General features: G+C 38.7%; 34 protein-coding genes and 1 riboswitch. Of the genes, 2 read left to right on the top strand and 32 right to left on the bottom strand.

The window, feature by feature from the left end; all coding sequences use genetic code 11:
* Positions 1–131 precede the first annotated feature (131 nt).
* The 32 genes from EO118_RS00715 to EO118_RS00570 all read right to left on the bottom strand — a co-directional run bounded on the left by EO118_RS00715 (position 132) and on the right by EO118_RS00570 (position 23,296).
* Complete coding sequence (locus tag EO118_RS00715; RefSeq protein WP_127068228.1) at positions 132–902, bottom strand: thiazole synthase; 771 nt, start codon at positions 900–902, stop codon at positions 132–134.
* A gap of 31 nt (positions 903–933) precedes the next feature.
* Positions 934–1,509, bottom strand: coding sequence for a sulfur carrier protein ThiS adenylyltransferase ThiF (thiF, locus tag EO118_RS00710; RefSeq protein ID WP_127068123.1), 576 nt, complete (start codon positions 1,507–1,509; stop codon positions 934–936).
* Positions 1,510–1,704, bottom strand: a complete 195-nt coding sequence (thiS, locus tag EO118_RS00705) for a sulfur carrier protein ThiS (protein WP_127068121.1) — start codon at positions 1,702–1,704, stop codon at positions 1,510–1,512.
* Between the two features lie 267 nt (positions 1,705–1,971).
* A riboswitch (TPP riboswitch) is annotated at positions 1,972–2,071 on the bottom strand.
* A 97-nt stretch (positions 2,072–2,168) separates the two neighbouring features.
* Positions 2,169–2,825, bottom strand: coding sequence for a coenzyme F420-0:L-glutamate ligase (locus EO118_RS00700; protein ID WP_127068119.1), 657 nt, complete (start codon positions 2,823–2,825; stop codon positions 2,169–2,171).
* Between the two features lie 10 nt (positions 2,826–2,835).
* Positions 2,836–3,375, bottom strand: coding sequence for a hypothetical protein (locus tag EO118_RS00695; protein WP_009352952.1), 540 nt, complete (start codon positions 3,373–3,375; stop codon positions 2,836–2,838).
* An 8-nt stretch (positions 3,376–3,383) separates the two neighbouring features.
* Positions 3,384–4,202, bottom strand: a complete 819-nt coding sequence (gene murI, locus EO118_RS00690) for a glutamate racemase (RefSeq protein ID WP_127068117.1) — start codon at positions 4,200–4,202, stop codon at positions 3,384–3,386.
* A gap of 3 nt (positions 4,203–4,205) precedes the next feature.
* Positions 4,206–4,616 carry a thioesterase family protein gene (locus EO118_RS00685; protein WP_127068115.1) on the bottom strand — a complete coding sequence of 137 codons (411 nt, stop codon included), beginning with the start codon at positions 4,614–4,616 and terminating at the stop codon, positions 4,206–4,208.
* A 53-nt stretch (positions 4,617–4,669) separates the two neighbouring features.
* A complete protein-coding gene (locus EO118_RS00680) occupies positions 4,670–5,014 on the bottom strand; it encodes a YkvA family protein (protein ID WP_127068113.1) in 345 nt (114 codons plus the stop codon).
* Between the two features lie 17 nt (positions 5,015–5,031).
* A complete protein-coding gene (locus EO118_RS00675) occupies positions 5,032–6,174 on the bottom strand; it encodes a hypothetical protein (RefSeq protein WP_127068111.1) in 1,143 nt (380 codons plus the stop codon).
* Between the two features lie 79 nt (positions 6,175–6,253).
* Positions 6,254–7,024 carry an SDR family NAD(P)-dependent oxidoreductase gene (locus tag EO118_RS00670; protein ID WP_127068109.1) on the bottom strand — a complete coding sequence of 257 codons (771 nt, stop codon included), beginning with the start codon at positions 7,022–7,024 and terminating at the stop codon, positions 6,254–6,256.
* A gap of 11 nt (positions 7,025–7,035) precedes the next feature.
* Positions 7,036–7,812 carry a TSUP family transporter gene (locus EO118_RS00665; protein WP_127068107.1) on the bottom strand — a complete coding sequence of 259 codons (777 nt, stop codon included), beginning with the start codon at positions 7,810–7,812 and terminating at the stop codon, positions 7,036–7,038.
* A 46-nt stretch (positions 7,813–7,858) separates the two neighbouring features.
* Entirely contained in the window at positions 7,859–8,146 is a 288-nt protein-coding gene (locus EO118_RS00660) for a YerC/YecD family TrpR-related protein (RefSeq protein ID WP_127068105.1), read from the bottom strand.
* A 173-nt stretch (positions 8,147–8,319) separates the two neighbouring features.
* Positions 8,320–9,129: a MetQ/NlpA family ABC transporter substrate-binding protein gene (locus EO118_RS00655; RefSeq protein WP_127068103.1), complete on the bottom strand. Its 810-nt coding sequence runs from the start codon at positions 9,127–9,129 to the stop codon at positions 8,320–8,322.
* Between the two features lie 11 nt (positions 9,130–9,140).
* Complete coding sequence (locus EO118_RS00650) at positions 9,141–9,794, bottom strand: methionine ABC transporter permease (protein WP_127068101.1); 654 nt, start codon at positions 9,792–9,794, stop codon at positions 9,141–9,143.
* Positions 9,775–10,821 carry a methionine ABC transporter ATP-binding protein gene (locus EO118_RS00645; protein WP_127068099.1) on the bottom strand — a complete coding sequence of 349 codons (1,047 nt, stop codon included), beginning with the start codon at positions 10,819–10,821 and terminating at the stop codon, positions 9,775–9,777. The genes EO118_RS00650 and EO118_RS00645 overlap by 20 nt, the downstream gene beginning before the upstream one ends.
* A 169-nt stretch (positions 10,822–10,990) precedes the next feature.
* A complete protein-coding gene (locus EO118_RS00640; protein ID WP_127068097.1) occupies positions 10,991–11,506 on the bottom strand; it encodes an ECF transporter S component in 516 nt (171 codons plus the stop codon).
* Positions 11,506–12,360, bottom strand: a complete 855-nt coding sequence (gene dat / locus EO118_RS00635) for a D-amino-acid transaminase (RefSeq protein ID WP_127068095.1) — start codon at positions 12,358–12,360, stop codon at positions 11,506–11,508. The genes EO118_RS00640 and dat overlap by 1 nt, the downstream gene beginning before the upstream one ends.
* A 620-nt stretch (positions 12,361–12,980) precedes the next feature.
* Complete coding sequence (locus tag EO118_RS00630; protein WP_127068093.1) at positions 12,981–14,084, bottom strand: acyltransferase; 1,104 nt, start codon at positions 14,082–14,084, stop codon at positions 12,981–12,983.
* A 55-nt stretch (positions 14,085–14,139) separates the two neighbouring features.
* Complete coding sequence (locus EO118_RS00625) at positions 14,140–15,864, bottom strand: DUF4127 family protein (protein ID WP_127068091.1); 1,725 nt, start codon at positions 15,862–15,864, stop codon at positions 14,140–14,142.
* Between the two features lie 299 nt (positions 15,865–16,163).
* The gene (locus EO118_RS00620) at positions 16,164–16,802 is read right to left on the bottom strand and encodes a trimeric intracellular cation channel family protein (protein WP_127068089.1); all 639 of its coding nucleotides are present in this window, start codon (positions 16,800–16,802) and stop codon (positions 16,164–16,166) included.
* A gap of 1,110 nt (positions 16,803–17,912) precedes the next feature.
* Positions 17,913–18,362 (bottom strand): hypothetical protein, encoded by a 450-nt coding sequence (locus tag EO118_RS00615; RefSeq protein ID WP_164723830.1) that lies wholly within the window; start codon positions 18,360–18,362, stop codon positions 17,913–17,915.
* 47 nt (positions 18,363–18,409) lie between these two features.
* On the bottom strand, positions 18,410–19,285 hold the full coding sequence (locus EO118_RS00610; RefSeq protein ID WP_127068085.1) for a hypothetical protein: 876 nt from the start codon (positions 19,283–19,285) through the stop codon (positions 18,410–18,412).
* A gap of 31 nt (positions 19,286–19,316) precedes the next feature.
* Positions 19,317–19,706: a hypothetical protein gene (locus EO118_RS00605; RefSeq protein ID WP_127068083.1), complete on the bottom strand. Its 390-nt coding sequence runs from the start codon at positions 19,704–19,706 to the stop codon at positions 19,317–19,319.
* Positions 19,707–19,906: 200 nt separating this feature from the next.
* Positions 19,907–20,059 carry a hypothetical protein gene (locus EO118_RS08580; RefSeq protein WP_164723829.1) on the bottom strand — a complete coding sequence of 51 codons (153 nt, stop codon included), beginning with the start codon at positions 20,057–20,059 and terminating at the stop codon, positions 19,907–19,909.
* A 47-nt stretch (positions 20,060–20,106) separates the two neighbouring features.
* Complete coding sequence (locus EO118_RS00600) at positions 20,107–20,325, bottom strand: hypothetical protein (RefSeq protein WP_127068081.1); 219 nt, start codon at positions 20,323–20,325, stop codon at positions 20,107–20,109.
* 128 nt (positions 20,326–20,453) lie between these two features.
* A complete protein-coding gene (locus EO118_RS00595) occupies positions 20,454–20,780 on the bottom strand; it encodes a hypothetical protein (protein WP_127068079.1) in 327 nt (108 codons plus the stop codon).
* Between the two features lie 49 nt (positions 20,781–20,829).
* On the bottom strand, positions 20,830–21,033 hold the full coding sequence (locus EO118_RS00590) for a hypothetical protein (protein WP_127068077.1): 204 nt from the start codon (positions 21,031–21,033) through the stop codon (positions 20,830–20,832).
* 12 nt (positions 21,034–21,045) lie between these two features.
* A complete protein-coding gene (locus EO118_RS00585; RefSeq protein ID WP_127068075.1) occupies positions 21,046–21,432 on the bottom strand; it encodes a hypothetical protein in 387 nt (128 codons plus the stop codon).
* Between the two features lie 247 nt (positions 21,433–21,679).
* Entirely contained in the window at positions 21,680–22,264 is a 585-nt protein-coding gene (locus EO118_RS00580) for a phage replisome organizer N-terminal domain-containing protein (RefSeq protein WP_127068073.1), read from the bottom strand.
* A gap of 26 nt (positions 22,265–22,290) precedes the next feature.
* On the bottom strand, positions 22,291–22,446 hold the full coding sequence (locus EO118_RS08575; protein ID WP_164723828.1) for a hypothetical protein: 156 nt from the start codon (positions 22,444–22,446) through the stop codon (positions 22,291–22,293).
* The gene (locus tag EO118_RS00575; RefSeq protein WP_127068071.1) at positions 22,446–22,712 is read right to left on the bottom strand and encodes a hypothetical protein; all 267 of its coding nucleotides are present in this window, start codon (positions 22,710–22,712) and stop codon (positions 22,446–22,448) included. The genes EO118_RS08575 and EO118_RS00575 overlap by 1 nt, the downstream gene beginning before the upstream one ends.
* A 368-nt stretch (positions 22,713–23,080) precedes the next feature.
* Positions 23,081–23,296 (bottom strand): helix-turn-helix transcriptional regulator, encoded by a 216-nt coding sequence (locus EO118_RS00570; RefSeq protein WP_127068069.1) that lies wholly within the window; start codon positions 23,294–23,296, stop codon positions 23,081–23,083.
* Positions 23,297–23,443: 147 nt separating this feature from the next.
* Between EO118_RS00570 and EO118_RS00565 the strand changes: the two genes are divergently transcribed.
* Positions 23,444–24,088, top strand: a complete 645-nt coding sequence (locus EO118_RS00565; RefSeq protein WP_127068067.1) for a helix-turn-helix transcriptional regulator — start codon at positions 23,444–23,446, stop codon at positions 24,086–24,088.
* Positions 24,089–24,120: 32 nt separating this feature from the next.
* On the top strand, positions 24,121–25,275 hold the full coding sequence (locus EO118_RS00560) for a site-specific integrase (protein ID WP_127068066.1): 1,155 nt from the start codon (positions 24,121–24,123) through the stop codon (positions 25,273–25,275).
* Positions 25,276–25,425: the final 150 nt, after the last annotated feature.

Raw genomic sequence — 25,425 nt, 5'->3', positions numbered from 1 at the left:
CGCTCCTTTCCTGACACTGCAATCGCTGAGCTACATTCATCAATTTAGCTCAGTATTTTCATAAGTATTCACTATTTCTTATATCTCATATATATGTGTTATATATCAATATATAAGAGATATTATTGCAATCATCGCAAAAATCCTGTTAATGGAGAGGAAGCGGTACCACCTGTTTCAAGGGTTGGTCCTAATTTTGATAAATATGCCAATCGTCCTGCTTGGATAGCTAAACCAAAGGCCTTTGCCATACCTCGAATATGGCCCGCAGAGGCTACGGCGGTATTCGCCATAATCGCAGCTACGCCCATTTCCATCGCTTCTGCTGCTTGGGAGGGAGCTCCGATACCAGCATCTACGATGATAGGCAAGTCTATTTCATTTACTAAAATTTTGATAAATTCCTTCGTCTGTAATCCACGATTAGAACCGATAGGGGCAGCTAAAGGCATCACTGCTGCGGCACCAGCATTGACTAAATCACGAGCTACTTCTAAATCTGGGTACATATACGGTAAAACAATAAATCCTTCGTTAGCTAAGATCTCCGTTGCTTTAATCGTCTCTCCATTGTGAGGCAACAAATATTTAGAATCTTTCATAATTTCTACTTTTACAAAATCTCCACAACCTGTAGCTCGGGATAAGCGTGCAATGCGCACCGCTTCTTCCGCATCTCTGGCGCCACTTGTGTTAGGGATTAAGATAGTATCTTTTGGAATGGCATCTAAGATATTTTCTACTTCGCCACCCACCGCACGACGCAATGCTAAGGTGATCATTTCTGCCCCTGCTTCTTCTAGGACAGCTTCAATTAAGTCGATAGAAAATTTGCCAGATCCCAAGATAAATCGAGAGTGTAATGTATGTCCCCCTAAAGTCCATGTGTCTTGTGTTTCCATATCTTGTACTGAAAGTGTCATAGATTCCTCCTTAATCAATATCTTCTCCATGTAATAGTTGAATGACCGCATTTGCCATATGGCCGGCACAAACCATAACACGAGCGGCAGTAATTTTTCCAATAGAATCGATATCACTCACACCGTCACCACATAAGTACCAGCGATGGTGTCTCCGTTCACGGCGTATCCCATTACTATCGCCCCAACCAGCCATGCCAGAACAACCTACTAGCAAAGGTTCTGTAGGATGAGTTAAAACAACTTCTGTCATCCACGCTTTTGTGACCGCTTTATCCACTGCTTCTACAACCATGTCATAGCCATCGATTAATTCAGATAATCGCTCTGGTGTGAGGCATTCATTATGAACGATGACTTCACAGTTTGGATTCATCCGATTCAGGTGACCTTTCATAGCCTCTACTTTCAACACTCCTACATCATTCACGTCATAGTATTGACGGCCTAGATTACTCTCATCCACAACGTCGAAGTCTACGATTTCTAGTTGTCCAATTCCGGCACGACACAATGCCACTGCCACATGAGAACCAACACCGCCCACACCGATGAGCAATACTTTTTTATCTTGTAAGGATACCATTTAGCCACCTCCTACAAAGGTTACTACTTCCATTGTGTCCGCAGCGCTCACCCGAGTGGATTCCCAATCTGCTTTAGAAAGAATCTTCCCATTATATTCCACTACGATGCGATCCATGCGAAACGCTAAGGCTGTCAGCACTTCTTGTACTGTTTGTCCTTCATAATGATAGGTTGTTCCATTTACTTTCATCATATCCTCCTAACTATAGCATTTGCTATATATACATTTCAAAACTAGTATACCGCCAACCACCTGTACGGGATCCTTCATCACATACTAGTATAAAAAAACAGCACGAAAAACCATACCCGCGGTGGTATGCCCCTTCATGCTGTAGCACTCTATCGTCTCACTATTCTGTTCCACTTGTACATCCACTAGATGCACCTTCAATCTGTATCCATATACGATATCATCTATAAAAGATACAAAAAAGGACATCCTGTTGGATGTCCTCGGTATGACGAATCAAACTTATCCTACGTTGGCATTATCCAAATCAGGTTATGGGTCAAAACATTCGTTTACTCTCAGCCATGAGGCTCCCCAAAGTTCTCTTTCAGTATACGCTGATACCGCTCAATTTGCAAGCACAAGTATCAACAATTTTTATCTTCTATGAACGACATGCAATATTGTCATGATTCCAATACGCTTTAGACTCTTCGCTTAGACACAGAAGCATAATTTTTAATCACCACAATCGGCGTCATTTGGCTATCATTGCCAAATGGATTATCGATTAAAATCTGCGCAATTTGTTGTGGTTTTAATCCACGGCTATGGCCTAAGATAGCAGCTCGTTTTAAATCATTCACGTCCGCTACACAAGCTCCATAGGCTCCTGTTGCTTTCATGATAGCATCGGCTACTGCATATGGTTGTTTTGGTCCATATACAATGCATTTATCAAACGGAGGCATAGTCCCTGTAACATCATCTGTTAAGGATGCGGTCCGTGCCATTTGATAGAACACGCCAGATTTTTTAAACACTTTAGCTGCGGCTCCACAGAGGAAGGCAAACATCATTTTCCATTCCCCTTCTTTATCCATAGCTGCTTGCATACCGTACACAGATGCCATAGAGCCATCAGGATGGATAAAGCGATTTAAAAATTTAGCTTGCCAAGATACTTTTAAATCTTCTGGTCGTGTAAACTCCCCTTGCGTGATAGCCACGACGGATTCTGCTACGCACACAATATCTTCTGGTCCAATATAAGGGCCTGCAAATTCTACGATAGCCTCAACGATATCATCTTTGTTCGTTAAAATGCGCGTAGGGATTGGTAAAAGTTCTAATTCTGCCATGATATACCTCCTATTTACGCATCGCTACTTCTAACTCTTCTGCAGTTAGAGTAATTCTAGTTTTTGAAATACGGTATGCCTCGCGGCCTACTACTTGATGGTAGATATCGATAGGCATGTCCGGGAATCCCACTAAGTCTTTACGAATGTTACCACTATTAGCAGTCATGACTAGACGCAAACGAATGGTACTTCCTTGTCGTTGCTTATACACTAACGCTTCCCAATAGCCATCATGACGTTCTGCTTTTGCATCGGTCAACCAAGATTGAATTCGCACATTGTCAAATTGTTCTTGTGGTAATAAATGACGAGGGAACATATCCATAATAGTTCCGTATTGTTTTCCTCTGTTCACAAATGGAATATCCGTAGATAATACCACTTGGTCAAAACTAATATCTTCCACTACAAATGGGGTACGGCGTTTCACCATAATTACTATATCTTCATTGCCTTGGCGCCATGCAAATATGCGGTAGGCAATATAAATGATAGCAATGATACAGGCTATCCACACTAGGGTATCTATTAATGTGTAAATATACATAATTCCTCCTAAAGAGTAATGAGCTTAGCTTCTAAGCTACTATCTTTGAAAATATCTTGTACGATAGACGTTACTCGATCCGCATGGCTAGTAACACAAACTTGTATAGAGCCTTTCCTACCTGATGTCTGCTCCAAATCTTCTCCGTACAAAATAGCTCCTACAGCATCAGATGTTTCCCACGCAGGATCCACAAAGCAAATTTGTTCTTTAGCCAACTCACGCAATATGGGTTCTACTAAAGGATAGTGGGTACATCCTAAAATGGCCACTTCCACATTTGCCTCTACCAAAGGCTGTACGTATTCTTTTGCACAATGTCGTAAAACTGCATCATCTAAATGACCTTCTTCAATACAGGCCGCCAAATCTTTACAGCCTTGTTCTACTACTTTTACATGAGGCTTCAAGGTATGGACTGCATCCATATGTTTATGACTATTAATAGTCGCGACGGTAGCCATAATGCCTAAAGGTCCTTTACGTTTCTGTTTGACTTTGATACGCAGAGCATCATGAATCCCCTGGGCCATCCCCACAATAGGTACATCAAATTGTTTGGATAGTTTGTCCAAGGCTACCACAGAAAATGTATTGCAAGCGATGACTATTAGTTTCACTGGTTGGGCCACTAAAAACTCTGCAATTTTCGTAGCAATGCCTTCAATTTCCTCAATCGGCCTATTTCCTACTGGATTATTTGCGCTATCTCCAACGTAAATAAAATCTTCTTCTGGAAATTCCTGTGTAAGCACAGATAATACAGACAATCCACCGATGCCAGAGTCGAAGACTCCAATAGGTAATTCCTTCTGTATGGGCGACATTCCCTACTCCTCCTCTGCTACGGCTTTCATAGGTTTAAAAAATACGTCTGGCAAGCGAATAATTTTACCCGTTTCCTTAGCGGTAAATACGTTTTGCGTCTCTCCTGTGCAAATGAGAGCTCCGTCACTTTCACGGATAATCCGATAGGTGAAAGTACATTGAGCCCTCGACAATGAGGCCACTGTTAATTCTACCCGCAATACATCGTCAAAACGTGCCACTTCCTTATACTCACAGCTCACTTTTGTAATAGGAAAGACGATGCCCTCTTGCATCATGTCCCATAGACTAATGCCACAGCGGCGGAAATATTCAATTCGGCCCATTTCAAACCACCGTAAATGGTTGGTATGATGAGCAATCTCCATCATATCCGTTTCATAAAATCGGACACGTAGTGACGTAGAAATCATCGTATACTACCTTTCCTATGCAATAAGAGGCTCCAAAGAGCCCCTTTTACTCATTACTCAATTGATCCAATAGGCACGAATTTTTGTGCTTGTTCTTTATGAGAAGCCTTAATATACCGATTAGCCACTTTCATAGCAATCGCCAAGATGGCTACATCATCTACCCATCCAAGACCTGGTACACTATCTGGAATAAAGTCGATAGGCAAAATTAAATAACCCAAAGCCCCGGCAATGACAGCTTTTACAAATTTTGGTGTGTCTTTATCACGTAAACAATAATATAACATAACTGCTTTTCGTGCAAACATAATATTACGGCCCATGCGATTCACAGTGGACATAAAGGCATCAGATGTAAAGTTTTTTCCATACTTAAGGAGTTTTAAAATATTCATAATGATGACCTCGCTGATTACCGTTTGAACTTATCTTTTGCTTGTTCTGCTAAATCAATAGCTTTCTCTTTTGTTTGTTCCGCCAATTCTACAGCTGTTTCTTTTACAACTTCTGCTTTTTCACGAATATCTTGCACCGTTTCTTGTGCTTGATCAATTGCTTTTGTTGTTAGTTCAGAAGCTTTTTCTTCTACTTGCTGTAATGTTGGCTCCACTGCTTCTTTGACTTGTTGTAATTTTGGCTCTACTACTTCTTTTACATCTTGCATCACAGCCGTCGCTTTTTCTACTACTGGTTCTACAGTAGTCTGTAAAGAGTCATTTAATGTTTGACGTACAGTATCTGCTTTTTCATAGGCTGCTTTTGTATATACACTTGCTTTGGAAGCCGATGTACTTGCTGCGGCTCCTGTTAAAGATAATGCTTCCACCGCTAAAATTTTAAGTAAGGATCCAACGCCTTTTGCAGCATGACGAGCATTATCTAGTAATTCTTCATTACCACTTTTTTCTAAGGCATCTTTCACAGTCGCTGCCAAGATAGAGACGGCTCCTACTGCAAGGTCTTTCACAGCACCCATATTAGCCAATAAATCAGCGCCTACAAAGGAACTTGCAAATCCTTTCGCACTTGCTAAATACTCGTTACCAGATACATGAACATCTTCTAAGAAGTCTACACTTTCATTGCCTAATGGTTTATCACGAAGTGGTGTATTAGCCAATGTAATCACTGTTTCTTTGTTATATTCATAAATATCTACTAACCGTTGTCGATAAGCCTCAAAATTAGGGCATGTTGGCATACCATCTTCAATCCATTTGGCAGCCATTTTACCTACGCCGTAAGTAATGGCCGCTGCCACAGGAACACGAAGAATGATACTTGGCACAATCGTACATACCAAGGCTGCCACAGCACTGCCACCAAGACCTACTAAAAATCCCGTAATACCCTCTTTAGCAGGGCATACGCCATAGACTTTAGCAATGCGGGATACCATATACACATCATTAGCTAATAAACCTGCATAATTAAACTTTGGTAATGCCGCAATGCCAGCTGCACGAGCCGCAGCCCAACGACAAATCATTTCTACTTCTTCTTGTACATTCGTTGCTTGAGCAAGTGTTTCATTATTGTATTCCAACTGTTCCATATTTGTCTCCTATACTTACCACAAAATATGTATGTGTCAATGTACTGATTACCCTTATTGTATCAAATTTCCGTATGAATTACCAACTTGTTAATCCACCATCTACAGTCCAAGCGGCTCCCGTCACGAAAGAGGCTTTCTCACTGATGAGAAAAGCAATGACTTCTCCCACTTCTTTGGGTTGTGCAATCCGTCCCAATGGATAGTGCAGTGCCATCTCTTCCTTAGCTTTTACAATATCTCCAGAAGGTTCATTAGCCAATTGTTTCGCCACTAATGATGTATCTACATCACCAGGACATACACAGTTTACGCGGACACGATGTGGCGCCATTTCTAAGGACAGTGACTTCGTAAAGCTCACCACAGCCCCTTTGGATGCTCCGTATACAGTGCACGCTACATTCCCTTGTAGACCTGCATCACTAGAGATGGTCACGATGCTACCATGAACTTGTTTCAAGTACGGCGCTGCGGCTTGGCATAAAAAGACCGTACCTTTCACATTAGTTCCAAACATTTCATCAAAGTTTTGTTCATCCACATCCTCTAACAATCGTTCTTCATAATAGCCAGCAGCCGTTACTAACGCATTCAAATTACCAAATAGACGTACTGTATCTTCTACAATACGACGACAATTCATAACCTTACTCACATCGCCTTGTACAAATCGAACTTTTGAGGAAATACGACGCAATTTAACGACCGCTTCTTGTCCATCCCATTCATTGCGGCCATTGATAACAACGCACCAACCTTGCTTTAACAGTAATTCTGCTGTAGCAAATCCAATGCCAGATGTACCACCACTGATTAACGCTACTTGATTATCACTAAACTTTTGCATAGTCACCCCTACTATATAATTCCTAGTGAAAGTAAATAGTCATAGGTCAATTTCATTAGCATCGTCAAAGACATGGTAATAAATAAAAATCGTACTAGTCCTGCGCCTTTCACCATGGCTAACTTCGATCCTGCAGTGGCACCAATAATTTGACCTACTGCCACGGCTAATCCATAGCCGTAATTGACCTGACCCATATAGATAAACACTAATAAAGACCCAAAATTACTTACCGTATTTAACACTTTAGCATTTCCCGAAGCCCCTAAAAAGTCATAGCCCATAAACAAGAAATAAAATATTAAAAACATCCCTGTACCAGGGCCAAGAAATCCATCGTATAAAGCAATGATAATGGCCATTGCTAGATAGGCAATTAATTTCCATCCTGTTTTACGCTCTACTTGTGCTATGGCACCCCAATCTTTTTTGGTAAGCACCACAATGAATACAGCTAGCAATAATACAATGATAAGTGGTTTTAAAAATGTACCTGGAACATAGACTGCTATATACGCACCGATCATGGACATAATAAGCGTAAACGGCATAATTCGTTTTACAAAGCCCCAGTCTACCAACTTATTTTTAGCAAAGTTAATCATCGCCGTCCCTGATCCAAATACGCTGGACAGTTTATTCGTCCCCAAACACATGGCCACTGGCATATTCGTCAGCATCAATGCAGGCAATGAAATCAATCCACCGCCTCCAACAATGGAGTCAATAAATCCTGCTAGGGTCCCTGCAAAAAATAATATAATACCTATGAGCAAATCGCCTTCCATGGTATGAGCCCTCCTTTCTTAACTACATCACTTTGATGTCTTCCTCTTATGCTTCAATACGCGGTAAAATTTTATTATATCCATCAGCACCATAATTCAAGCACCGTTTTACACGACTTATGGTAGCTGTGCTAGCACCTGTGAGTTCTACGATTTGATCGTACCCTGTGCCCGCTTTCAATAGTCTCGCTACCTCCAGCCGTTGAGAAATAGATTTTAATTCTCCGATGGTACAAATATCTTCAAAAAATTCATAACATTCTTCTAATGTCTCCAAAGACAAGACTGCTCGAAACAATTGGTCGTGTATTGGATTCTTAAGTTTTTGATTCAATCTTTTACTCCTTCATAATTCTATTCGGAATGTACTTTATTTCACTACCATTATACCATAGGAAATACCATACATATATCATAAATTCTTCATTCTTATACAAAAAACAGAGGCTGTTGATGATAGTTCATCAACTAGCCTCTGTTTTATGTTTCTTTTTTGCTTTCATTCACTTAGAATGCTGGGACAATGGATCCTTTGAATTCTTCTTGAATGAATTTACGTACTGGTTCAGATTGGTAAATAGACAACAATTTTTTGTATGTTTCATTGTTTACATCATCTGTACGAACCGCTATTACATTAGCATATGGAGAGTCAATGCTTTCCACTACAACTGCATCTTTTTGTGGATTCAAACCAGCTGGGATTGCATAGTTAGTGTTCACTGCTGCTACGTCTACGTCATTTAAAGAACGAGCGATTTGCGCTGCTTCCAACTCACGAATTTCTAAGTTTTTAGGGTTGCCAGTAATATCTGCTACAGAAGATTTAACACTGCCCCCATCTTTCAATGTAATTAAGCCTGCTTGTTGTAATAACAATAAAGCACGACCACCATTTGTTGGGTCATTTGGAATCGCTACAGTCGCACCATTAGGTACATCTTTCAAATCTTTGTATTTATTGGAGTAAATGCCCATTGGCAACAAGATTGTTTTACCGATAGATTGAATTTTTAACCCTTTATCTTTTACCATATTATCCAAGAATGGTTGGTGTTGGTAAGAGTTTACATTCAACTCTTTTTGATCTAGGGCAATGTTTGGTTGAATGTAATCGCTGAATTCAACGACTTCAATGTTCAACCCTTGTTTGGCTGCCTCTTGTTTTACAAACTCCATCACTTTTGCATGCGGACCTGCTGTAACACCTACTTTAATAGGCGCATCTGCTGCTGGTTTTACTTCTTCTTTTCCGCATCCTGCTAATAATAGCACTAAAGATGCAATGGCTAATAAGCCAACTAAAATTTTCTTCATGACTATCTCCTTTATTTTTTATTTACTTTGCGGGATAAGTAGTCCCCTAAACTTTGAATAACTTGTACTAATACAATTAAAATGATGATAGTTGCTAACATAACATCACCTTGGAATCGTTGATAACCATAGCGGATGGCAATGTCACCAAGACCACCACCACCGATAGCACCTGCCATCGCTGAATAACTGATTAAGTTAACGATGAGTACAGTAATATTATCAATTAATGTAGGCAATGCTTCAGGCAACAACACTTTCCAAATAATTTGTAATGGTGTAGCCCCCATGGACTGCGCTGCCTCGATAACACCGCCATTCACTTCTTTGATGGCTGTTTCTACTAAACGAGCCAAAAATGGGATGGCTGCTAAGGTCAAAGGCACACAGGCTGCAGTAGTCCCGATAGATGTACCTGCCACTAACCGTGTAAATGGAATGATGGCTACCATCAAAATGATGAAAGGAATAGATCGTGTAGCATTCACAATAGCCCCTAACACTTTGTTAAGGCCTTCATTTTGCATGATATGACCACGACTGGTGATGACCAAGATAACACCCAAAGGAACACCGATTAGAACGGCTACCACAGTGGAAATCACTGTCATTTGTACTGTTTCCAAGAAACCTTGTATCAATAAATTAATGATTTGCTGTGACATAACCGATCACCTCGCTTCCAATTGGTAAATTATGTAAGTAGTTGATGGCAGCTTCTGATTTAGCACGCTCGCCTTTTAATTCTACAATCAAATGACCAAAGCTCATATCTTGAATGTAATCTACACCACCAAATAAGATGCTCACATCTGTATCGAATTTACGAATGATGCTTGCCACTACAGGTTCATCTGTTACATTGCCTTTGAAAGTCAATCGTACAATCGGATTGGCTCCTTCAACCCAACTTTCATTTAATGTTAAGTGAGCCAATGCATCTTCTGGTAAATCATGGCTGATAATAGCAGACACGAACTCTTTTGTCGTTGCTTCTTTTGGTTCTGTGAACACATCTACAACAGGACCTTCTTCAATGATCGTACCACCTTCGATAACGGCTACACGATCACAAATCTCCTTGATGACATTCATTTCATGAGTGATTAACACAATCGTTAAATTCAATCGACGGTTGATATCTTTCAACAATGCCAAAATAGATTTAGTCGTTTGCGGGTCAAGTGCAGATGTAGCTTCATCACATAACAACACTTTCGGATTGCTAGCTAAGGCACGAGCAATACCAACACGTTGTTTCTGACCACCAGACAATTGGGATGGATAATTGTCTAATCGATCCGACAATTTTACAATATCTAGAATTGGTAAAATACGTTCTCTAATTTCATCTTTTGACAATCCTTGTAATTCCAATGGGAATGCCACGTTTTCATAAACTGTGCGGGATGAAAGTAAATTAAAGTGTTGGAAAATCATACCGATATGTTTACGTTCTTCACGTAATTCAGCCGTATTCAGCTTTGTTAAATCTACACCGTCCACAATAACGGATCCAGATGTAGGACGTTCCAACATATTAATACAGCGAATCAAGGTGGATTTACCGGCACCAGATTGACCGATGACACCAAAAATTTCGCCTTCTTGTATAGTGACATTAATTTCTTTCAAGGCTTCCACGCGGACAGCACCTTCATAGATTTTTTGAATCTGTTTAAGTTCTATCATGAAATCCTCTCCTTTTCAAACTAAATAAAATAAGAGCTCTCAGTAACCTAAGAGCTCTTGGGTATGCATAAATTGTACAATGTGAGTAGACAGACTGTCAATAATTCCCACTATATTGCTTACCTATCGTTTGTTATAGCTTTAAATTATAACTTTATATTTAGAAGTATTAACTCTTTATAACAATCCCACCACGTTTTGCAATGAAAGCAGCTAGGAACACACCACAAGTACCTGTGATTAACTGTGGCCACCCCATGCTGAATAAAATTCCTTTTTGCATGGCTTCAGGAATGCCTGGCATCAATTGGAACAGCGCCAAGAATAGTCCATAAAGAACTACACTTTTCACAATAGCACCTGTAATCGCAGTCATCCACACACGCTTTGTACCTAATACTTTCACAGTGATTGCATATGCCATACTACCAATAGCCACCACAGGTACAAATAAAGGTATGGTCAACATACCTTGCAAGAACGCCATAATCGGCGTCACACAAGCCACTACAAATCCGCTCCACAAGCCATATCGCCATGTAGCCAGTGCCGTACAAGCACCTACGATAGAGCCCACTAGAAATTGCACTAAACCGTGCATAGGAATAATCATACGAAGAAATCCTTGACTTAGCAAAGCAATGGCTAAGAGCAAGGCACTTCCTGTTATTGTTTTGACTGACATTATGCTAACCCTTCTTCCATTAAATGTTGTAATTGTTCAGCTAATACTTTTGCCGCTTTGCCCGGTTTTCCATCACCAACAGGCTCACGGTTTAAGGTTGTAATCGGAATAATACCACCAATGGTATCGGTAAAGAAGATTTCATCTGCATCTTTTAGGAACGTTTCATCAAATTCACGCTCAATAATCGTAATCCCTGCCGTCGGTGCAACACGAGTCACCACTAACTGACGAGTAATACCTTTTAGAATATGATGATCAGCTGGATGCGTATAACATACACCATCTTTCATAACGAATACATTAGAGGTAGCCCCTTCTGTAACGATTCCATCACGTACCAAAATAGCTGTATAGGCACCTTTTTTCTCAGCTTTCGTTTGTGCCAAAATATTTGGAATTAAGTTTAGTGTTTTGATGTCCACACGAGCCCAACGTTCATCAGGTAATGTAATCGCTTTTACACCATCTTGCAAGGCTCCTAAGTCCGTTGTAATCGGTTTAATAAACATATACATTTGCGGTTCTAATTTAGAGCGCTCAAACGCATGATGACGAGGTGTTACCCCACGAGTAATCTGTAAGTAAATATATCCATCAGTAATTTCACTTTGTTCAATCATGATTTCGTGCAACTCTTGCAACTCATCTGGCGGCATACGCACAGGAATGTCCATTTCACGCATAGAACGATACAAACGATCTTGGTGATAGGAAAAGGCAAACGCACGACCGTTGTACACACGCACTACCTCGTATACACCATCACCAAAACAATATCCTCTATCATCAAGACTAACCACCTTGGCACCTGGCTCTACCATCTCGCCATTAAAATATGTTAATTCTTTCATAGTAACACCTCATAGTATACATACGAATCAAGTATTATCTTCATTATAGTACAGACAAGTATAAAATTCTACATCTTTTACAGCAAATCTTCTGTAAACACACATACTCTATTCAAAAGCAAACTAAGCAGAGCGCAAGTTTGCCCCCCTCCTGAGGAGCGCAGTTACGAGTAGCAGCCTTGTTGCGTTCCTTACTGCCTAAATCACACAAACACTAGAAGAGCACGGCGTGCCCCGAACAAACATTATGAAATACCGTTTGTGAGGAGTATACCGTGCTCTTCCCATCCCCTGAGGAGCGCAGTTACGAGTAACAGCCTTGTGGCGTTCCTTACTGCCTAAATCACACAAACACTAGAAGAGCACGGCGTGCCCCGAACAAACATTATGAAATACCGTTTGTGAGGAGTATACCGTGCTCTTCCCATCCCCTGAGGAGCGCAGTTACGAGTAACAGCCTTGTGGCGTTCCTTACTGCCTAAATCACACAAACACTAGAAGAGCACGGCGTGCCCCGAACAAACATTATGAAATACCGTTTGAGAGGGGTATGCCGTGCTCTTCCCTTTATCTTATATAATTAAGAACGCTACAGGCTGCATAGCGAAACAAGAAACGATTTACTTTCCTAACACATAAGCCCGTACTTGTTTCGGCAACCCCTCTAATCCTTTTGTCAATCCAAATGATAAGATGACCGCACTCACATACATAAGCACCACTGTCGTTGTTGTATATCCTAATCCGCCGATTTGCAATACTTTATCCAATAGAATCAGCATAAATGGATGCACTAAATAGATGCCATAGGATGCATTACCCAGTTCTGTCCAAAAGGTTTCCACAATGTCACTCATGGATGACACGGTAAAGGCCCACACGAAAAAGAGGCAACCCATGCCTGTATATACCAAGCCTTGAGGGCTTAGCTGATGCACTGTGTAGATGGCTTCTAATCGAGTATATCCCCACTCTGCCATCACGTAGTAATAGGATCCTAGCATCGCCACTAAGGACAGGATAAATCCCACTGTGATACCGAAACCATGGGCATCAATCCATTCTAGCATCGCATCAAATCGTTCTGCGAGAAGTCCACCTAATAGGAAAATCCATATATAAAATCCTACAAAATAATTGAGACGCATGCTAAAGATATACTGTAACCATTCTTGCGAAAACTGCACAGAACCTGCCATATACGATGACCAATAGTTCACTGCCATTTGCACAAAAAATAATACCGTCATACTAAGAATAGGCGCTTTTAGTATAAACCCTAGAGCCCATCGCCAAAGTGGCATCAATGCATAAAACCAGAGAAGTATCACCAAGAAATACAGATGATACATGCCATTCCCAAAGAGTAGAGTCAGTCCTAGTACATGTGGCATCAATCCCCAGGCGCTATGAGCTAACACCGCATTATAGGCTGTATATAAAATTGTCCATAGAATATATGGATAGAGTACCACTTGTATACGACGGCGCAAAAAGTTGGAGTAAGAGAATTCATCCTCCACCGATGTATGATAAAACAATCCAAAGGCGGATAAAAAGAAAAATGCAGGCACGGTAAATCGTGATACAATTTCTAATAACCCTAATAGATGTATGTTAATCGCAGGGTTTGCCAAGGCATAGGACCCTACATGGATACCGATAACACCTAACATACAAAGTCCCCGCATATAGGTAATAGCCGGTATGGCTGGTTTTCTCATAATTCCTCCAAAAAAGAGGGGCTACGCCCCCCTCTTCTTGTATTACGTAACATTATTAAGCTTGTTTCACCTTTTTAGCTTCTGCCTCTGCTTTTTCTTTGGCCGCTTTTGCCTCGGCTTCCGCCTTTGCTTTAGCTTCTGCTTCTAGCCGTGCTCGTTCTGCCGCTTCACGTTGCAAGCGTAATTCTTTTTGTAACGGAGCCACAGGTTCACGATATACGGTGATATCAGTTTCAAACAAGCGTCCCCATGGGAATCGAGCTGATACAGTACGAGGGTCTAATTTTAAATACGTAGCTGCAAAGTCCTGTACTCGTTCACCTAAATAGCTTTCTAATGCTTCATTCAACGTACCTGTATATTTCACATTATCTGTGCGGATAGAGTCTTGCATTCGATACACATCTTTACGGATATTCGCTTGGTATGCCCAGTTATCCAAGTATTGTTGTGTCAACATATTGCGATGACTTTGATCATCCATGTGCACCCCTAAAATACCTTGTGCTATGGCATAGCCAATAGTATTACTTGCCGTATTCCAGCCATTATAAGCACTCACTTTATATAGCAAATCCCGTTGATACAATCCATAGACCAATGTATTATCAGACCCATTGGAATACGCAATATCTGCAATACTAACAGGCACGCCTTGATTCATAGATGCTTGAATATGGTCTAAAAATTCATTGGTACTCCTAGAGATCATTGGGAAATTTTCAAAGGCTTCTGATTCACCTGTCACCATACCTAATGGGGTATTTACTGCTAATAGCACAGATGGTTTGCCTTTGACTTTCATCGTACCACCTACAGCTACCACATGTTCAGCAATCGTTTTTTCTACCTTTTGATCCTCATAGTGTGGTACTGTTTCACCACCACCACCCAATGGATAGATGACCTCGAACGTAGGTGTTAAATGATTGCGGTCCACATGATCACGAGCAATCAATAATAGGCCTAATTGGTCTGCCCCTGGGAAACTACCATATTGCGTAGGAGAAAGTCCTTTACTATATTTTTGCAAATAACGACCTTCCATAGCCGATTGAGATAAACTACTAGTATCATCATGTCCTAATGCAAAATATTTGAAAACACCTTTTTTCGTAATATCGATAAGTTGACGGTTAATTTCCATATTTTTTTGACGACGATGGAACCAGTCCTGTAAGAACTCCACTGGCACTGTAGCCTGCAACATGAACAACTCTTTTTGTTCATCTGCGGTCAATTTTTGGCTGTCTAATTTATCTTGTAATGCGGCAATGCGGAAAATCGTTGGTCCATATTGATCATAATAAGCTGGCTCTACACCGCCTCCACTAGCACGCGGAGAGCGCATCACTGTACCAAAAGCATAGATTGGCACATTAGGATACTTTTTGTGCAAGTCTTCAATATGGCGCACACGATATTCCAAGGTATGCAAATCTAAATTATGCTTTCTAGAATCTACGAGTCCACCATAAATCAAGGAGTCTGTACTTAATACGAGCACATCTGCTTTGTTAACATTCTCGTCCACCCATCTCCACATGGCTTCTGCATTTCCTTGAAAGTTTCGCCCAGAAATATAGTATTGTGGTGGTGTTAACACCGTATATCCTGCCTCTTGAGCCGTCGCCACCGTATAGGCTAAGCTCACAGGACGGTCATCCTGTGGTACATACAGCACCGTCGTAGCCTCTGCAGTGCTTGCATGACTTAGTATCGCTGTGGCAACGGCTGTAGCCATCACAGCAAACTTACGTCGCCATAATTGTTTACTCATTTCTTATATCTCTCCTATTACACCGTATAATTGCTAATTATCTTCTTAATGAATCCTACCCACTACGTATAATACTTCCACAAAATATGTTCGTATATTCTTAATATATTAGTATTTCACAGATAATTGGGAGTCACACATAATCATTCACTCCTAATCCCTATGCTGCTTCAAAGTATCTTTTATATAATCTATTAACAGAATCTTTTATTATCATTTTACATATAACAAGCCTGTATCTTATAGACTTTCACCACTACTGGAAGTCTAGACTGTATGCATACGATCAAACATCACACTCATCGATGAATCCGATCGATACGTGGCAAATTCCAATGATATTCAAGCGCCACCATACGAATGATAAAAACAATAAGGAATGTTGCATAAGACGCCATAATTTGGTGTCCCATAGCACATACCACATAGTATATAATACTGCCTAATAGAGCAGGCAAGGCATACACTTCTTCTTTCAGAACACTAGGCGTACGATGCGCCAAAACATCCCGGATAATACCACCACCTACAGCGGTAATCACGCCGAGCACAACTGTGAGCACCAAATTACCTGGATCTACAGTAATTCCAATTGTTGCACCAGTCACCGTGAAAGAAGCCAATCCTAAGGCGTCTGCTGTCAGATATACTTTTGTTGCACCTTTTCCTTCAATATAACGATTCCAACCATAACGATACATGATGAATATGATACCTACCGTAATTAACGTGATTGAAATATATAATCCCGTTTGCAAAGATGTAGGCGGTATACGCCCTACCATCACATCCCGTACAATCCCGCCTCCAATAGCAGTGACCAACGCTAAAATCAAGATGCCAAAAATATCCATACGCCGTTGAATCCCCAAAAGAGCTCCCGATATGGCAAAAGCAATCGTTCCGATGACGTCAAATAATAACCATAAAAAATCCATATAACGCCTCCTCATACGGAATTATTGTACCATTCTTTTCAGTAAGATACTAGGTGTATAACAAAGCAAAAAGGATGAATATCCACATATATTCAAGTATAAAATGTGGTATACTTTATATACCCCTTTTATTTAAAGAAAGGGGGTGACACCTAAATGGGTGAATATAACATTCTATGTGTTGGCGACTTTCTCGCCCCTATTCTTCAAGGTATCTTGATCCATATTATTTCATATATGGTGATTGAGTTCTTCAAGAACAGAAAATAAGAAAGACAAAAAGGACGGTTGCCCCCGTCCTTTTTTGTTTGACCCTATAATGGGTAATATAACATTCGTTGAGTTAATTATATACCATCTTGCCACAAAATACAATGGGATATAACAATAAAAGCGCCTATGCTATGCATAAACGCTTTTAAACCTTGGCGGAGGATTAGGGATACACCCTATAAACCCGCTTATCTCCTAGCCTTTCCACTTTCTACCCTCTACAGGGGGCAAGATAGGGGGCAAAACTACTATGTATAATCACCTCATAAACAAGGCTATCAGCTGTACGGCTTTTAGTCTTGTTTTTCTATTTTCCGACTATTTATAAGGGTATGACCTCAAAAAATAGTCCTCTTATTTCGCCTGTACGGGGCTTTTCCCTAGTCGCCCTATAGTTTATACCTAGACTATTATAAACACACAATAACGGCGAATATTCGCATACATTCATGAGTAAAATGTGGTATACTCTATGTATCCTCATTTCATTATGAAAGGGGGTGACTCTGTAATGGGGGATTTAAATCTTATGAGTATTGGCAACTTTCTCGCCGTTGTTCTTCAAGGTATCTTGATCCATGTTATTTCACACATGTTGATTGAGTTCTTAAAGAACAAAAAGTAGAAAGGCAAAAAGGACGGTTGCCCCCGTCCTTTTTTGTTTGACCCTATAATAAAGGGATTTAAATCTTTATGCCACAATTATATACCATCTTGCCACAAAATACAAGAATTGCTTTTATGCATGCATATAAAGGTTATATATAATTAGCTTCCATTTGCTTAATTATACCACCATGTAACCATGTTTGTATATGATTTGTCCCTTATATTCAGCTACATCACTTCATAGGGGTTAGGAATCACAATATTTTTACAGTTGACCCAATGCGTAAAGATGGGAATATACTTCTTGTTTTTTCTGCTGTTTATCTTCCCTAGAAATATGGATATATCAAGTATATAAGCCCTAGTTTCGATAATGCATAAATCAGCTTTAACACTTAGTTTTCCTATTAATTGGTCACCAAATTGATCAAGAATAGAGTACATCTGATCGTGCTTTTCGTATAACAGGTTTAATTCTTCTTTTACTCGTTCTACATCCACTAAATGGTTTGATATATCTTTATGCTTTCCACCTGTTACATGAATAGGTAGAGCATGATTTTGTGGTGCATATCCTCGATTATATACTTCTAACTCGCCTTGTAAATCATGGATTTTTTGGCCAATACGCCTATAACCTTTTAATATCAATAGCATTGAATCATACGTATACATCATTACCCCTATCATATACAAGAAAAAGGGGGAATTACTCCCCCTGATCCTTATACAGTCTTTTGTAAATAGATTGCTTTCTTTTTGTTCTCTAGTACAAAAGCATCATACACAATACGCCCCTCGATTAAATGACCATTGATAAACGGAGGGTTCTCATGAATCATAAAATCTGCTAGCTTAGTAACGCCTACTGTTGCACTAGGATGTACCATAGCAAAACCGAATTTTTCAGGTAAACGGCTAGTTGGTACTTTTATCACCGTTGCACCGTCTAGATTACTTAATACCCCTTTTAAACGCATATCTTGGCCTACTTCGGTATTTAATACAATATCCTTAGATTGTTTCAAGATAGAGTATGTATCAGGTGTTACCACCAATACACGGCCGTTATCAGGCACTAACGCATTATCTAGTGCATTTGTGGCCTTGATAATTTCAGAAAAGATATTTTCAGGGGTTAAAGTAACAGGCTCAGGCGTTGTACCGGCTCCTTTTAAAATTTGGTCTAGCATGTACGTTTCAATTTCAGGAATGATTACCTGTCGTTGCTGTCTTGCTAATGCAGAACTAGCCTCTAATTGCTGTACGGTTTCGTCTTGGTCTAACTTATCAATAACGAATGTAAAGGATCTATCCTTACGCAATGTAAAGGTTTCTGTTGTTGCTTCTAAGTCAACGATATTGCCATACAAGCTATTAATCTGTAATCGTCCATTATTGACTTGTTTTTCTACTCGTTCGCCTGTTTCTGATTTTGTTCTTGCGTAATCAGTCATTTCTACAGTACCTACTTTGTAGATATTGACTGTTTTTGCTCCGTCAAAATCAAAATCACGGTTAGTTAATAAGTCAATACGTGACTCTTTTGTAAATAATTCGTCTACATATGGTGCGAATTTTGTTGCTAATTGAATAGCCATTGTTGTTACCTCATTTCATAACAAGGTACTACTACAAACCCATACCCTTTCGTATTGGGTCTTCTGCTAGTGATTGCTTATGTTCGGAATCACTAAGATAAATTGATCTAGGCTCGCCCGGTGTAACACCTGTTGGCCCTAGTCTTGTATGTGTACCTTGTAATGCTTTCTTTAATGATAAAATACTAGTTTCTAATTCTTCGATATTACTGAACTTTAAAATATCGTACATTTCCTCACTTAAATGATGTGATTTTAAAAGTTCCGTACCTTTTATACGCAGTTCCTGTTGTCGCAGTTCCTCCGCTTTTGCTTGATAGTCCTTTTCATACCGTTCTTTTTCACGGCCTAAGCGGTCTGATACGATTTTGTTTACTTCATCTTGCGTAAAAGTTTTTTCTTGTTGATCCATGTTTTCCATGTAAAGTACCTCTTTTCTAAAAATAAGAGTAAATAAACACATAACAAAAAGGCGTGAGATAGTGTAAACGGAGGTATACACTTTCCCACGCCATATGCTTACATATATTGAGATACGCCACAAGGTCTTTAACACCAATTTTACAATATATGCGGTACTTGTTATGTTATTTATATTATACCACAAATAGCATAAAATAGCTACTTTTTAGGCTGTAAATACACATCATATGACCCATTTTGATTAGGTCGTACTTTCAATGAATGCATATAGAATTTTTCTCGAATCTGCTTTAGGATTACATCAATTTCTTTCAGCTGTTCCTTGTTATCTATCTTCCAATGTAGCTTCATTCATTACCCCCTTTTCAGAATCATTCACGCTTCAACCACGCTTTAAATTATTTTTTAGCTTTCCTTTCGGATAAATCAAAATAATAGCTATCCTCTCTAAATTTTTGCATAGAATGAAAACAACCTAACTCATAACATCTTGACATTAAGTAATTAAATTCATCAATATCACAATCTTTAATACCTTTTTCAAGCAATCTTGCTCTTACAAACGTTAACAAAGCTTCTTTTTCCTTAAATTGTAATACGAATTCATGTTTCTTCATATAATAACTCCCTGTTTAATACGGATAATTTCAACGCTAAGGGGCTTGTAGTGACTTCCTAGTAGATTACACCTAAAAAGCCACTAAGTCGCCCTATAGCCCTATTTTTCAAATAACTTCATAACACATTACTTTAAACTAGTTAGTACATATTCAGTTACGGTTTCTAAAATATCCTTAGTGCTAAATCTATCATCATTATCAGCACATTCAATAGCAACTTGTAAAAGCCCTCCAATCTTTCCGTTTTTATCTGCTAGTAAATTAGCTTCAATAACACATCCCTCTAAATCTGCTAGCAAGCACTCTTTTGTAGGTTCTACAATAGCGTGAGTTCCTGTAATCTCATTATTTTCATTATATTCAAAGCCAACATATACTAGCATTTTAACCTTTTCCATTTTTTCTGCTAGTAAATCATCTTCCAAAGCCGTTTTTACTTCTTCCGTATTCATAATTAGTAGTTCCTTTCATTTCATCGTAAATTAAAGATCATAGTACAGCCTATTTTCTAAAAAAAGCTATTGCAATACATTCTTCTAAATCTGTTAGCAAGTATTCTGTTACAGTTCCTAAAATAACCTCAGTTCCTGTAATATCTTGATTTTTGTTGCACTCAATACCAACGTATAATAACTCTCTGATATTTTCAATTTTTGTTGCTATTTGATTTTCTCTAGTTAAGGGCTTTACATCTTCTGCATTCATCTTACCACTCCTTTATCGTAACTCGTCAGGCTCATCAGCCCAATTTATATAACTTTTTTTATTCGCCCGTGTAGTCGGAGTATCCCAATCATCAGTTTCTTTATCCCAATCAACCGTACGGCTTTTACTTGAATCTTGCGTATGCCACTTATAAGCTAACGCTTGCCAATCTGTTACACCTTGCCACCCTTTCGCTTGATAGTGATAGTAGAATTTAAGAGGATCAATACATAAATCATTTACCTTTACAAATTCTTTCACTTCTTCTAACACGGGGGCGTGTTTTGTTTGTGGTGAGTTATCTCCTAAAATCTCAAGCAGTAATTGGCGTACCTGTTCCCTTGCCTGTTTGTTGCTCCTGATAACGTGGATAACTTCTTGAATTGCGTTTTCCGTCATTTGGTCTCCTTTTTTTGTCTTGCTCTCAACGTTCTAAATTCTCACTCTCACGTCTTGTTCTAAATTTTAAAGTCTTTTTTTTATTCTTTTTCTTAGGTCTGACTCTAAACTCTTACTCTATTTCTTATTCTATTTCTTATTAGTTACATTGCGTTACATATCTGTTACATATTTGTTACATTTGTAACATTTTTGTTACATCTCCGTTACATGGTCGTTACATCTCCGTTACATGGTCGTTACATCTTCATTGTATTGTTTCTTCCTTTTTCCTTTGTCTATGACGTCTTACCCTTTCTGCAACAGCATCCTCGCCCACAAAGTCGTTAAACTCTAACATTTCAATACATTGTACGTATTCCTCATCAACTTCACCAACATTGATTAATCTAGCTTTTCGTAAAACTTCAATCGCTTTTTTACATACTTCATTATCTTCGCATATCATTTCAGCTATAGCCTCATGGAGTTCTTGCCCTTCGTACAGTTCGACAATAACAAGGCTTTTCCCTTCTAAGGCCTCAGCTAGTAATTTCATGTAAACAAAAAAGTAATGATACCCGTTTTCTTGACTTACAACATAATTAATTGGTCTTTCGTATAATTGTTTCTTTTTTACTTTAAGAAAATACCAATTATCACCTTTTTTCTTTTTCTTCGGTGTAGCCGTTTCCTCTACAGGGTTATCATTTGTTGTTACTTCTACAGGTTTACCCCCTTGTTCTTCCTCGGCTAATAACATTTGTGCTTGCTTGTTTAACTCATTTTTTTGTTGTTCTAGTTCCTTATAATAACCTTCACCCAATACAGGGAATGATGTTTTTTGTTCCATTAAATGCTTATTTCCTCCTATAAATATTATGTATTGGCAATATCTAATAAACCATGTAAAATAATAGTATAGTCCCCTGAATCATTGTGTTTAGATTGGCCTGTATAGGCGTTATAGGGTGACATACTCTCGACCGTTGCAGTAATTGGCGTTGCTGTAACGGTTTTTTCTGTATCTAGCATTATTTCCCCCTTTCATTTAAAAACTTTTCAAAGTCAGCAATTTTGACAAGTGGTTTTCTTTCACCGCCATCAATAAAGCTATCTTTATACTTGCTAATCTGTTTCATTTCACGCATACGGCGTGTAACAGTGGTAGCACTCATTGAGTAATGTTGAATGATATAAGAGGGCTGTACATAAATAGGCTTATCATGTTTACGATCATATACCGCTAATACAAGCCCCCTATTACTCAATAACTTTTGAATCTCTTCGACTGACTGCATAAAGTACCTCTTTTCTTTCCAATTTGAGCCGTTAAGGCTCTTTTTATATATCCCTAATGGTTTTATATCTAATCTACTGTAATACCTCGCCAAAGGTCTTTACAGTCTTTTTTATTCATGTACACGACTTGACCATTAAAAATACATTTCACTAACTGACCGCTTGTATATACACGATCAACATTGATAACCCTGTTACAAGGTAGTGAGTTCTTTTCTTTCATAGTGTTTACCTCTTATTTGTTGAATATTTGTTGAATATATATATAAATGTTGAGAATTTACCTTAATACAGTAGCATTCTATACGCATTCCCCCTTTCCATTCCCTCTTAATGCTGTAGGTGATTATATGAGGTTAGTTAAGCATTAAGAAAAGAATAATTCATCAATAGTTAGTTGCATGCCTAAACGACTGTTTAGTACGTTTTGGATTGCTTGCATTTCATCAGCTGTAAAGGGTACTTTACCTACTTCTTTTGAACCGTAGCCTTGAGCCGTAGAAACACCAATTACATTGGCCATATCTTTTTGAGTCATTCCACACATTTTACGATAGCCAATTAATTTGTTGTACTTCTTCACTTTATCACCTCTTCTCTTTTTTTGTTATTTCAAATATCATTTTGTAATTCTATAATACACTTTGCAAATTGTCTTGTCAATAGTCAAACTGTAAAAATAAATTGCACTTTAAAACAAGTTATAGTATTATTAGAATGAGGTGATTATATGATAATTTGTAATTTAGAACTTGTATTGCAAGAAAAGGGGCTTAAACCGTTTCCTCTTTCAAAAGAGTTAAATTTACCACGATCTTTTATAAATGCATTAATAGAAAATACATTTCAAACTATTAATGTTGAAAGTGTAGACAGGCTATGCAAATACTTAGATATAGCCTATACAGAACTTTTTACATTCTATCCTTTTTACATCGATTTTAAAGATAAAACGGACACTTCATTTACATTAGATATATGTATAAAAAACTCAAATTGTTACGAAGAGTACATGGATGAAATATATTCAAATGCAGAAAGTTTCTCTTTTTCATATGAACTTAATCCAGTAAATGGCAATATTCTTGTTGATATTAATAATGCAGATTATGAAAAATGGTGCAACTTCATGTTTGATACAGATTTTTTCTTTGAAAGAATGCATTTTTGGACAAACAATTACTTATCAGAAAGTAATTTTTTAGAAGATATTTCTACAAAAGTAAAAAACTATTTAAAATCAACAATAAATCCATCTTATGATATTAAACTAACAGAACGTTTTTTTACTGATTGTAGAGTCGATCCTAACAAGAAAAAAAACTTTTACATACAATTAAGAGATAGGTTAAACGAAAAAATAGACTCGTTATAAAGCCCCTTTCACAAAGAAAGGCGGTACTATATATGTGGATTGAGGAACACCACACCAAAAAAGGTATCAAGTATAAATACTTTGAAAGATATAAAGACCCTGTAACGGGCAATAATAAGCGTGTATCCGTGACTATGGAGAATAACAGCACGCAAGCTACAAAACTAGCTACACGGCTTTTACATGAAAAGATTACAAAGGCTATAGATCAGGCACAAGAAAAGGCCACCCGTGAAAATACAATATACTTTCAACAGGTGGCCAATGAGTGGCGACAATTTAAGGCGTTATCATGCAAGCTATCCACTGATAGCAATAACCGCCTAACCGTCAATAAATTATGTGAGTACATACAGGATACACCCTTACACGATGTAAAGGCAATCACTATAGAGGAATTGGCACATACGATGTACCATGTACAGGGGCTTTCTTATGATTACACATGTAAAGTAATTACCACTGTAAAAGCTATCTATAGATATGCTAAGAAAAAGGGCTATATAGATGATATTAGGCACATTGAGGATATCGAACTTATAAAAAAGCCTATGACTATGCAAGAATTGGATAAAAAACAGTCTAAGTTTTTAGACCGTGAGGAATTAAAAACGGTACTCCTTGCCTTGCATAGTATCAGCCCCCGTATATCCTTACTCATGGAGTTTATGAGCCTAACAGGGCTACGAATTGGCGAACTGCTCGCCTTGCGTGTATGTGACTACGATAAAGCCAATAAGAGGGTACACATTAACGGTACTATATCACAATATCGGCAAGGGCAAGCCCCTAGCCGTGGCACTCCTAAGAATATCTATAGTGTACGGTATGTATCCTTGAATGACCGCTGTATTAGTATCATTGAAAAGCTGTTACTAGAGAATAAACGGCTCTCATGGGATACTAGTTACACCGATCAGGGCTACATATTCACAAACAAAAAGGGGAATCCTTACGAACCCCAATACATCAATAAGACGTTACGCAAGGTACATATTGAGGGTAAACACCTAACCACGCATATTTTCAGGCACACGCATATTAGTATGCTAACAGAATTAGGCGTACCATTAAAAGCTATCATGCAACGGGTAGGCCATAACGACCCTAAGACCACACTAAGCGTATATAGTCATGTGACCGAATCCATGCAAGATGAAATAGTAAAAAAGCTAAACGCTATCTAGTTTTTCACTTTTCGTGTATTTGTCATATTCTATAGAATTTTTAGGCAACAAAAATAGCCCCCTAAAAAATAGGGGGCAAATAGGGGGCAAAATGGGTAAAAAAAGGGGGCTATACACTTATAAGCAAGAATCAGAAAAGCCCTGTAGAAT

This window comes from Veillonella sp. 3891, from assembly GCF_003992315.1.
Classification (GTDB): domain Bacteria; phylum Bacillota; class Negativicutes; order Veillonellales; family Veillonellaceae; genus F0422.
The sequence above is the reverse complement of the archived record's forward strand: the minus strand, read 5'-3'. Positions and strand labels throughout refer to the sequence as shown.